Here is a 10676-nt window from a genome sequence, read left to right on the forward strand (position 1 = left end):
GGCAACATCAAAATGAAAGGCCAGCAATCGCTGGCCTTTTTTACGTCTTTTTGAAATCGGTGTTTCTCACACTCTGCATCACTTGTTTATTCAACAAGTTGAGCAGCAGCATGGAGCGGGCTTCTCCGTCTGGTTCGCTGAAAATTGCCTCCAGACCTTCGAATGCCCCTTCGGTTATCACCACGCGATCGCCTGCGTAAGGCGTATCCGGGTCGATAACATTTTCTGGTGTGTGGCTGATGAGCTGTTCAATAACGTCGCCAGGCACTGTGGCAGGAAGGCTGCCGAAACGCACGAAATGGCTGACGCCACGCGTTGAATGCACCGTTGTGGTATGAACTTTTTCAGGGTCAAACTGGACGAACATATAGTTCGGGAACAATGGTTCATCAACCGCAGTGCGCTTTCCTCGCACGATCTTTTCAATTTTGATCATCGGGGTGAGGCAATTAACTTCCTGGCGCTCAAGATGTTCTTGCGCCCGCAGTAATTGACCCCTTTTGCAGTACAACAGATACCAGGATTCCATAGTGTCTCTTTTTCCTAATCAACCGAGGAAGAATAGCAAAAGGCCGTTATCAGGGATAGACGGTACAAGTATAACCAATGGCTGATTGTTCATGCGGCACACGCTGAAGCCCTTTGCACTGCAACTCGAATTACTTTGGGTATACGCATTTTTAACAAAAATACAGCATGCCGTGCGTGAAGCCCGTATAATGACCGCAAAATCCTGACTACGATTAATTGCATGAAATACCACGACCTACGCGACTTTCTGGAACTACTCGAACAACGCGGTGAGCTAAAGCGTATCGCAATACCAGTCGATCCATACCTGGAAATGACTGAAATTGCCGATCGTACTTTACGAGCTAATGGCCCGGCGCTGCTGTTTGAGAACCCAAAAGGGTACGACATGCCAGTCCTGTGCAACTTGTTTGGCACGCCAAAGCGTGTCGCGATGGGGATGGGGCAGGAAGATGTGTCTGCTCTGCGCGAAGTCGGTAAGTTGCTGGCTTTCCTGAAGGAACCTGAACCACCTAAAGGCTTCCGCGACTTGTTCGATAAACTGCCTCAGTTTAAACAAGTCCTGAATATGCCGACTAAGCGTTTGCGTAATGCCCCTTGTCAGGAACAAATTTGGGAAGGTGATGAAGTCGATTTATCCCGTATCCCTATCATGCAATGTTGGCCCGAAGATGCAGCACCACTGATTACCTGGGGTTTGACGGTAACGCGTGGGCCGCACAAAGAGCGCCAGAATCTGGGTATTTATCGCCAGCAGCTGATTGGTAAAAACAAACTGATCATGCGTTGGCTGTCGCACCGTGGCGGCGCACTGGATTTCCAGGAGTGGTGTGCACAACATCCAGGTGAGCGTTTCCCTGTTTCTGTTGCCTTAGGTGCGGACCCGGCCACTATTCTTGGTGCGGTAACGCCGGTGCCTGATACGCTGTCTGAATATGCGTTTGCCGGTTTGCTGCGTGGCACAAAAACCGAAGTGGTGAAGTGCATTTCCAACGATCTCGAAGTACCTGCCACTGCGGAAATTGTGCTGGAAGGGTATATCGAGCCTGGCGAAATGGCACCGGAAGGGCCATATGGTGACCACACTGGCTACTACAATGAAGTAGATGACTTCCCGGTATTTACCGTTACTCATATTACCCAACGCCAGAATGCGATTTATCACTCGACATACACCGGGCGCCCGCCAGATGAACCCGCGGTTCTGGGTGTTGCGCTAAACGAAGTGTTTGTGCCGATTCTGCAAAAGCAGTTCCCGGAAATTGTTGATTTCTATCTGCCGCCGGAAGGTTGTTCCTATCGCCTCGCGGTTGTCACTATCAAAAAGCAATACGCGGGCCACGCTAAACGCGTGATGATGGGTGTATGGTCTTTCCTGCGGCAGTTTATGTACACCAAGTTTGTTATCGTCTGTGATGATGATATCAACGCGCGTGACTGGAACGATGTGATTTGGGCCATTACCACGCGTATGGACCCGGCACGTGATACGGTTCTGGTAGAAAACACGCCAATTGATTACCTGGACTTTGCCTCGCCGGTTTCCGGTCTTGGTTCAAAAATGGGACTGGATGCCACTAATAAATGGCCAGGGGAAACCCAACGCGAATGGGGTCGTCCTATTAAGAAAGATGCAGAAGTATGCGCGCGTATTGATGCAATCTGGGATGAACTGGCTATTTTCGACGACAGTAAAAACGCCTGAGTGGCGGATTTGCATTATTGACCCGACAGAGGGGAAGCATGACAACCTTAAGCTGTAAAGTGACCTCGGTAGAAGCGATAACCGATACGGTATATCGCGTTCGATTACTGCCGGAAGCGAAGTTCTCCTTTCAGGCCGGGCAGTATTTGATGGTGGTGATGGATGAGCGCGACAAACGTCCGTTCTCCATGGCATCCACGCCGAGCGAGCATGAATTTATCGAGCTGCACATTGGTGCATCAGAAATTAATCTGTACGCCATGGCGGTGATGGACCGCATTCTGAAAGAAAAAGAAATCGTTGTTGATATTCCTCATGGCGATGCCTGGTTGCGCGATGATGAAGATCGTCCGCTGATTCTGATTGCAGGCGGTACTGGCTTCTCTTATGTGCGTTCGATTTTGTTGACCGCGCTTGAACGTAATCCTCAGCGCGAAATCGCGATTTACTGGGGTGGGCGTGAAGATAAGCATCTTTATGATCTGTCTGAGCTGGAAGCGCTGTCTGTGGTTCATCAAAATCTGCGCGTTGAAGCGGTAGTGGAACAACCGGAAGAAGGTTGGCGTGGGCGTACTGGCACCGTTTTAACGGCGGTGATGCAGGATTACGGAACGCTTGCCGGGCACGATATCTATATTGCCGGTCGTTTTGAAATGGCGAAAATTGCCCGCGACTTGTTCTGCAATGAGCGTAGTGCGCAGGTTGATCGCATGTTTGGTGATGCGTTCTCGTTTATCTGAGAATCAGTCTACTGACAGACAGGCCACCGCATAGTCGGTGGCTTTTGTTTTTGTGGGCGACAGAAATAAAAAACCCGCCCCTGACAGGCGGGAATAACAACAATTAAAGCAACTAAACTCGTTCAATAACAGTGGCAATACCCTGACCTAATCCGATGCACATGGTGGCGAGGCCAAACTGCGCATCGCGACGTTCCATCAGGTTTAACAGCGTGGTGCTAATGCGTGTACCGGAGCAACCCAGCGGGTGGCCCAATGCAATCGCCCCGCCGTTCAGGTTAATCTTCTCGTCGATCTTATCCATCAGACCCAGATCTTTAATACATGGCAGGATCTGTGCGGCAAACGCTTCGTTCATCTCAAACAGGTCGATATCGGCGGCAGTCAGGCCCGCTTTTTTCAACGCCAGTTGTGATGCTGGAACCGGGCCGTAACCCATAATGGATGGGTCGCAGCCAACGACCGCCATAGAGCGAACATAAGCGCGGATCTTCAGGCCAAGCTCTTTGGCGCGTGATTCGCTCATCAGCAACATGGCTGATGCGCCATCGGAAAGAGCAGAAGAGCTGCCCGCCGTGACGGTTCCGTTGACCGGGTCAAATGCGGGTTTCAGGGCTGCCAGACCTTCAACTGTGGTTTCCGGGCGAATCACTTCATCATAATCAAAACGTCTGAGCACGCCGTCTGCGTCGTGGCCGCTGGTCGGCAGGATTTCATTTTTGAAATGACCCGCTTCTGTCGCAGCCCATGCACGCTGGTGGGAGCGGGCAGCAAACTGGTCCTGCATCTCACGGCTGATGCCATGCATACGCGACAACATCTCGGCGGTTAAGCCCATCATGCCCGCTGCTTTTGCAACGTTACGGCTCAGGCCTGGATGGAAATCCACGCCGTGGCTCATCGGCACATGGCCCATATGTTCCACGCCGCCAATCAGACACGCATGCGCATCACCGGTTTGAATCATACGAGCTGCATCATGCAGCGCTTGCATCGAAGAACCACACAGGCGGTTCACGGTAACCGCCGGGACCGAATGTGGGATTTCTGCCAGCAATGACGCGTTACGCGCAATATTGAAACCTTGCTCTAACGTCTGCTGTACGCAGCCCCAGTAAATGTCATCCAACGCGGCGGCTTCTAATGCCGGGTTGCGTGAGAGGATCCCACGCATCAAATGGGCTGATAAATCTTCTGCACGCAAATTGCGAAACGCACCGCCTTTTGAACGGCCCATCGGGGTGCGGATGGCATCAACAATTACAACCTTTTCCATGATCACTCCTCAGGCACTTTTCAGGTCACTGGCTGGGCGCGCGGCCTCAACCGGTGGATAGTACGGCTCGTTACGGGACGCTTTTGCACGCAGACCATCTGGCACCTGGTAGAGCGGGCCAAGATGTTCGTACTGTTGCGCCATATCGAGATATTTCGCACTGCCGATGGTATCTAACCAACGGAATGCACCGCCGTGGAATGGAGGGAATCCGAGGCCATAAACCAGCGCCATGTCGGCTTCTGCCGGGCTGGCGATAATGCCTTCTTCCAGGCAGCGCACCACTTCATTGACCATCGGGATCATCATGCGGGCAATGATTTCCTCGTCGCTGAAGTCGTGGCGTGGTTTGCTGACATCAGCCAGCAGCGCTTCGGTTGCTTCATCCTGCTCTTTGCGCGGTTTGCCTTTGCTGTCTTGTTTGTAGCGATAGAAACCCTGCTGGGTTTTCTGGCCATAACGGCCTGCGTCAAACATCGCATCAACGGCATCGCGATAATCTTTCTGCATACGCTGTGGGAAACCGGCAGCCATAACGGCCTGCGCGTGGTGCGCGGTATCAATACCGACTACATCCAGCAGGTATGCCGGGCCCATTGGCCAGCCGAACTGCTTTTCCATCACTTTGTCGATCTGGCGGAAATCGGCACCGTCGCGCATCAGCTGGCTAAAGCCTGCGAAGTACGGGAACAGCACACGGTTGACGAAGAAGCCAGGGCAGTCGTTCACCACGATTGGCGTTTTGCCCATTTTGCTCGCCCAGGCCACCACTTTTGCAATGGTCTGCTCAGAGGTTTTCTCGCCGCGAATCACTTCCACTAACGGCATGCGGTGCACAGGGTTAAAGAAGTGCATGCCGCAGAAGTTTTCCGGGCGCTTCAGGCTGTTTGCCAGTTCACCAATCGGAATGGTGGAGGTGTTCGACGCCAGAACGGTATCCGCACGAACTTTGTCTTCCACTTCGGCAAGAACCGCTTTCTTCACTTTCGGGTTTTCAACAACCGCTTCAACCACCACATCGACACGCTCAAAACCAGCGTAATCCAGCGTTGGGTGAATAGTGGCAATGACACCGGCCAGTTTCATGCCGTCGATCTTGCCGCGTTCCAGCTGTTTGTTGAGCAGTTTGCTGGCTTCGTTGATGCCCAGTTCCAGCGACTTCTCGTTAATATCCTTCATTAATACCGGTACGCCTTTCCAGGCAGACTGGTAAGCAATGCCGCCACCCATGATCCCGGCACCAAGAACGGCTGCCTGTTTCGGAGTTTCGGTATTTTTGGTCAGCTTCTTCGCCTGACCTTTTATGTATTGGTCGTTAAGGAAAATCCCGACCAGCGCACGGGCCTCATTGGAACGCGCCAACGGCACGAAACTTTGAGTCTCCAGTTTTAATGCTTCGTCACGGCCCATTCTGGCCGCAGCTTCAATAGTTTTGACTGCCGTCATCGGGGCAGGGTAATGCTTACCGGCAATCTGCATCACCATGCTTTTGGCAATGGTGAAGCTCATGGTAGCTTCGATTTTGCTCAGTTTCAGCGGCTGCAGTTTAGGCGCGCGTTTGGCTTTCCAGTCCAGATCGCCATTGATAGCCTGACGCAGTATCGCCAGTGCGCCATCGCGCAGTTTTTCAGTTTTGACAACGCCATCAACTAAACCCAGTTTCTGCGCTTCAACCGCGCCAACATCTTTGCCTGCGGTGATAATTTCCAGCGCGCTATCGGCACCCAGTAAACGTGGCAGACGCACAGAACCACCGAAGCCAGGCATGATGCCCAGTTTGGTTTCTGGCAGGCCGATGCGGGTATCTGGCGTTGCCAGTCGGTAATCTGTTGCCAGTACGCACTCACAACCGCCGCCAAGTGCGTAACCATTTACGGCAGAAATGGTTGGGACCGGGAGATCTTCCAGGCGGTTGAATACGCTGTTGGCAAATTGCAGCCAGTGGGTCAGTTGTTCCGCCGGAACCTGGAACAATGACAGGAATTCGGTAATGTCGGCACCCACGATAAACGCGGCTTTATTAGAACTGAGCAGCAAGCCTTTCAACTGCGGCTGCTTTTCCAGCACATCCAGCGCGTGGCCAAGGCTGGCTACGGTCGCGGTGTCGAGTTTGTTCACTGAGCCGGGTGCATCAAATACCAATTCTGCGATGCCATCTTCCAGCCAGTCGAGATGTAAGGTTTCACCTTGGTAGAGCATGTCAGTCTCCTGAATCCAGCAATGGGATCTGGTCGTACCAGATGAGGAGGAGTGTGGAATTGATGTTAATGAAATGCAAATAACTCTTTAAATATTTGCAAAGATGATCACAGCCACTGGAAATAAGTTCGCAAACTTTACGGTGTGCTAAGATGCGTGGCGTTCAGTTTATGAAAAAAACAGAAGGGTAAATCATGGATTCACTGGCCTCACTTTATAAAGATCATGTGGCAACTTTGCAGGAACGTACCCGCAATGTTCTGGCGCGTTTTAATCTCGACGCGCTGTTGATTCACTCGGGCGAGCTAGTCAACGTCTTCCTCGATGATCATCCATATCCGTTCAAAGTTAACCCACAATTCAAAGCCTGGGTTCCGGTGACACAAGTGCCAAACTGTTGGCTGCTGGTGGATGGTGTCAACAAACCAAAACTCTGGTTCTACCTGCCGGTTGATTACTGGCACAACGTTGAACCGTTGCCAGAATCCTTCTGGACTGACGAAATTGATGTCATTGCACTGCCTAAAGCTGACGGAATTGGCAGCCAGTTGCCTGCCGCGCGTGGGAATATTGGCTATATTGGCCCGGTGCCAGAACGTGCAGTTCAGCTTGAAATTCAGGGCGCTAACATCAACCCGAAAGGGGTGATTGATTATCTGCATTACCATCGTGCTTATAAAACTGATTATGAAATGGCATGTATGCGTGAAGCACAGAAAACGGCGGTGGTTGGCCATCAGGCGGCTCACGAAGCATTCTTGTCTGGAATGAGTGAGTTTGATATCAACCAGGCTTATCTGACCGCAACTGGGCACCGCGATACCGATGTGCCATACGGCAACATTGTGGCGCTCAACGAGCACGCGGCGGTGCTGCATTACACAAAACTTGATAACCGTGCGCCTGCTGAAATGCGCAGCTTCCTGTTAGATGCGGGTGCGGAATACAACGGCTACGCTGCTGATTTGACGCGTACCTGGTCGGCAAAAAGTGATAACGATTATGCTCAACTGGTGAAAGATGTTAACGCCGAGCAACTCGCGTTAATTGACACCCTGAAAGTGGGCGTGCGTTACACCGATTATCATCTCCAGTTCCATCAGCGCATTGCAAAACTGCTGAGCCGCCATAAGCTGGTAACAGGCATTAGCGAAGAAGCAATGGTTGAAACTGGAATTACCGGGCCATTTATGCCGCATGGCCTTGGTCACCCGCTGGGCTTGCAGGTCCATGATGTGGCTGGCTTTATGCAAGATGACGCGGGGACTCATCTTGCCGCGCCGTCTCAATATCCCTACCTGCGCTGCACTCGTGTACTCGAGCCGCGTATGGTTTTGACTATTGAGCCGGGCATTTACTTTATTGAGTCTTTGCTCGCACCATGGCGCGAAGGGCAGTACAGCAAGCACTTTGACTGGCAGCGTATAGAAGCCATGAAACCTTTCGGCGGTGTTCGCATTGAAGACAATGTGATTGTTCATGAAAACAGTATTGAAAATATGACGCGCGATCTGAAACTGGCGTAATGGATAGTTGGCTGATCCCAGCTGGACCCGTTACGGTCAGTGAGGAAATCAAGAAAAGCCGCTTTATTACACTGGTCGCTCATACGGCTGGTGTAATAGAAGCAAAAGCGTTTCTTGAAAAAATACGCTCAGAACACCCGGATGCCCGGCATCATTGCTGGGCCTGGGTGGCTGCTGCGCCGGATGACTCGCAGCAACTGGGGTTTTCTGATGATGGCGAGCCAGCAGGAACTGCCGGTAAGCCAATGCTTGCCCAGCTGATGGGAAGCGGTGTTGGTGAAATTACCGCTGTAGTGGTGCGCTACTCTGGCGGCATAAAGCTTGGAACGGGCGGCCTGGTGAAGGCTTATGGCGGTGGCGTGCAGGCGGCGTTAAACCAATTGCCTACTGTCCTCAAAGTTCCGTTAACCGAATATACTTTGCAGTGTGACTACGCACAGCTTGCGGGAATCGAAACGTTGCTCAAGCAGTACGATGGCATTCTGGTGCAAAGTGATTTTCAGGCATCTGTATTATTACGTGTGGCGTTGCCACAGGCAAAATTCGCTGACTTTTCAGTCAGACTTGCTGATTTTAGCCGCGGTGCATTGCATTTATTGCCGGCTGAACAATAATTCCCTCTCGTTATTTTTTGATAGTTAAGGAAGCGGCTGAAATGCATTTTCGCGCCATAACCCGAATCGTTGGTCTGTTAGTTATTCTTTTTTCCGTGACCATGATTATTCCAGGGTTGGTAGCTTTAATTTATCGCGATGGTGCTGGTCGAGCTTTCACCCAGACTTTCTTCGCAGCGTTACTCATTGGTTCTTTCCTGTGGTGGCCTAACCGGCGGCAAAAAAGTGAGCTCAAACCACGAGAAGGCTTTTTGATTGTCGTATTATTCTGGACGGTGCTGGGAAGTGTGGGGGCGTTGCCCTTTATCTTTGCAGAGCAGCCAAATCTGACGGTAACCGATGCTTTCTTTGAGTCGTTCTCAGGCTTAACCACGACCGGTGCGACAACGCTCGTCGGCCTGGATACGCTGCCTCATGCCATCTTGTTTTATCGGCAAATGCTGCAATGGTTTGGCGGCATGGGGATCATTGTGCTCGCCGTCGCTATTTTGCCTATTCTGGGCGTCGGCGGGATGCAGTTATATCGCGCTGAAATGCCGGGGCCGCTTAAAGATAACAAAATGCGCCCGCGTATCGCCGATACTGCAAAAACCCTATGGCTCATCTATGTCTTGTTAACCATTGCGTGTGCGCTGGCGCTTTGGTTTGCTGGCATGCCTGCGTTTGATGCGATAGGCCACAGCTTTGCAACTATAGCTATTGGCGGGTTTTCCACTCATGACGCCAGTATCGGCTATTTTGACAGCCCAACGATTAACACTATTATTGCCATCTTCTTACTGATCTCGGGTTGTAACTATGGCCTGCACTTCTCTTTATTAAGCGGGCGTAATCTAAAAGTCTATTGGCGTGACCCTGAGTTCCGCATGTTCATTGGCGTGCAACTGACGCTGGTGGCTATCTGCACCCTGGTACTGTGGTTCCATAATACTTACCAAACCGCTTTGCTAACGGTGAACCAGGCGTTCTTCCAGGTTGTTTCGATGGCGACGACTGCCGGGTTCACGACTGACAGTATCGCGCGCTGGCCTCTATTCTTACCGGTGTTATTACTGTGCTCTGCTTTTATAGGGGGTTGTGCGGGTTCAACGGGTGGCGGCCTGAAGGTCATTCGTATCCTGCTGCTGTTCAAGCAGGGCAACCGTGAGCTTAAACGCCTTGTGCACCCGAATGCGGTATATAGCATCAAGCTTGGGAACCGCGCACTACCGGAACGTATCCTTGAAGCGGTATGGGGTTTCTTCTCCGCTTATGCGCTGGTCTTTATTGTTAGCATGCTCGCCATCATCGCCACTGGTGTGGATGACTTCTCGGCCTTTGCTTCAGTTGCGGCTACGCTGAATAACCTCGGCCCTGGCTTAGGTGTGGTGGCAGATAACTTTGCCAGCATGAATCCTGTAGCGAAATGGATATTGATAGCCAACATGCTGTTTGGCCGTCTTGAAGTGTTTACTTTACTTGTACTGTTTACGCCAACTTTCTGGCGAGAGTAACCGGAGCCTGTAGTGAGAACTTTGATTCTATTTTCGACCCGTGATGGTCAAACTCGCGAGATTGCTTCTTATATAGCATCTGAGTTGAAAGAGCTGGGCATTGAGAGTGATGTGGTGAACTTGCATCGCAGTGGTGATATCGCCTGGGGCAATTACGAACGTGTCGTTATTGGCGCTTCTATTCGCTACGGGCATTTCCATTCTTCTGTCGCGGCATTTGTGAAGAAGCATCAGCAAGCGTTGAACAATATCCCCAGCGCTTTCTTTTCAGTAAACCTCGTTGCACGCAAACCGGAGAAGCGTTCACCGCAAACCAACTCTTATACACGCAAGTTCTTGCTAACTTCTCCGTGGCAACCAAAACACTGTGCGGTGTTTGCGGGTGCGCTGCGTTATCCGCGTTATAGCTGGTACGATCGCGTTATGATTCGTTTGATTATGAAGATGACCGGCGGCGAAACAGATATTAGTAAAGAAGTTGTTTATACAGATTGGCCTCAGGTGGCGCGTTTTGCCCGCGAGATTGCTCGCTTAAACATCAAATAGTGTCCTAAACACCCGTTTTGATGAAAAAAGATGCGCTCAGTCATTT

At 51.4% G+C, this 10676-nt stretch carries 9 protein-coding genes; 6 read left to right on the forward strand and 3 right to left on the reverse strand.

Translation table 11 applies throughout. The annotated features are described in order from the left end of the window. Positions 1-40: 40 nt before the first annotated feature. A complete protein-coding gene (gene rfaH / locus M975_RS20030) occupies positions 41-529 on the reverse strand; it encodes a transcription/translation regulatory transformer protein RfaH (protein WP_064561649.1) in 489 nt (162 codons plus the stop codon). A gap of 213 nt (positions 530-742) precedes the next feature. On the opposite strand from rfaH, the gene ubiD reads away from it, so the two are divergent. Then, positions 743-2236 (forward strand): 4-hydroxy-3-polyprenylbenzoate decarboxylase, encoded by a 1494-nt coding sequence (gene ubiD / locus M975_RS20035; protein WP_167350544.1) that lies wholly within the window; start codon positions 743-745, stop codon positions 2234-2236. A 38-nt stretch (positions 2237-2274) separates the two neighbouring features. Then, entirely contained in the window at positions 2275-2976 is a 702-nt protein-coding gene (gene fre, locus M975_RS20040; protein WP_064561651.1) for an NAD(P)H-flavin reductase, read from the forward strand. Positions 2977-3088: 112 nt separating this feature from the next. On the opposite strand, the gene fadA is transcribed toward fre, so the two are convergent. Continuing rightward, positions 3089-4252: an acetyl-CoA C-acyltransferase FadA gene (gene fadA, locus M975_RS20045; RefSeq protein WP_064561652.1), complete on the reverse strand. Its 1164-nt coding sequence runs from the start codon at positions 4250-4252 to the stop codon at positions 3089-3091. 9 nt (positions 4253-4261) lie between these two features. Continuing rightward, the gene (gene fadB / locus M975_RS20050; protein ID WP_064561653.1) at positions 4262-6451 is read right to left on the reverse strand and encodes a fatty acid oxidation complex subunit alpha FadB; all 2190 of its coding nucleotides are present in this window, start codon (positions 6449-6451) and stop codon (positions 4262-4264) included. A gap of 194 nt (positions 6452-6645) precedes the next feature. Here fadB and pepQ point away from each other — a divergent pair, with 194 nt between their 5' ends. The 4 genes from pepQ to hemG are packed head-to-tail and all read left to right on the forward strand — an operon-like array spanning position 6646 to position 10630. Beyond that, positions 6646-7977 (forward strand): Xaa-Pro dipeptidase, encoded by a 1332-nt coding sequence (pepQ, locus tag M975_RS20055; protein WP_064561654.1) that lies wholly within the window; start codon positions 6646-6648, stop codon positions 7975-7977. After that, complete coding sequence (locus M975_RS20060; protein WP_064561655.1) at positions 7977-8591, forward strand: IMPACT family protein; 615 nt, start codon at positions 7977-7979, stop codon at positions 8589-8591. Before pepQ ends, M975_RS20060 begins: the two co-directional genes overlap by 1 nt. A 41-nt stretch (positions 8592-8632) precedes the next feature. After that, a complete protein-coding gene (trkH, locus tag M975_RS20065) occupies positions 8633-10084 on the forward strand; it encodes a Trk system potassium transporter TrkH (RefSeq protein ID WP_064561656.1) in 1452 nt (483 codons plus the stop codon). 12 nt (positions 10085-10096) lie between these two features. Next, entirely contained in the window at positions 10097-10630 is a 534-nt protein-coding gene (gene hemG / locus M975_RS20070; protein WP_064561657.1) for a menaquinone-dependent protoporphyrinogen IX dehydrogenase, read from the forward strand. Positions 10631-10676 lie beyond the last annotated feature (46 nt).

Source organism: Buttiauxella brennerae ATCC 51605, assembly GCF_001654925.1.
In the GTDB taxonomy this organism is placed as follows: Bacteria; Pseudomonadota; Gammaproteobacteria; order Enterobacterales; family Enterobacteriaceae; genus Buttiauxella; species Buttiauxella brennerae.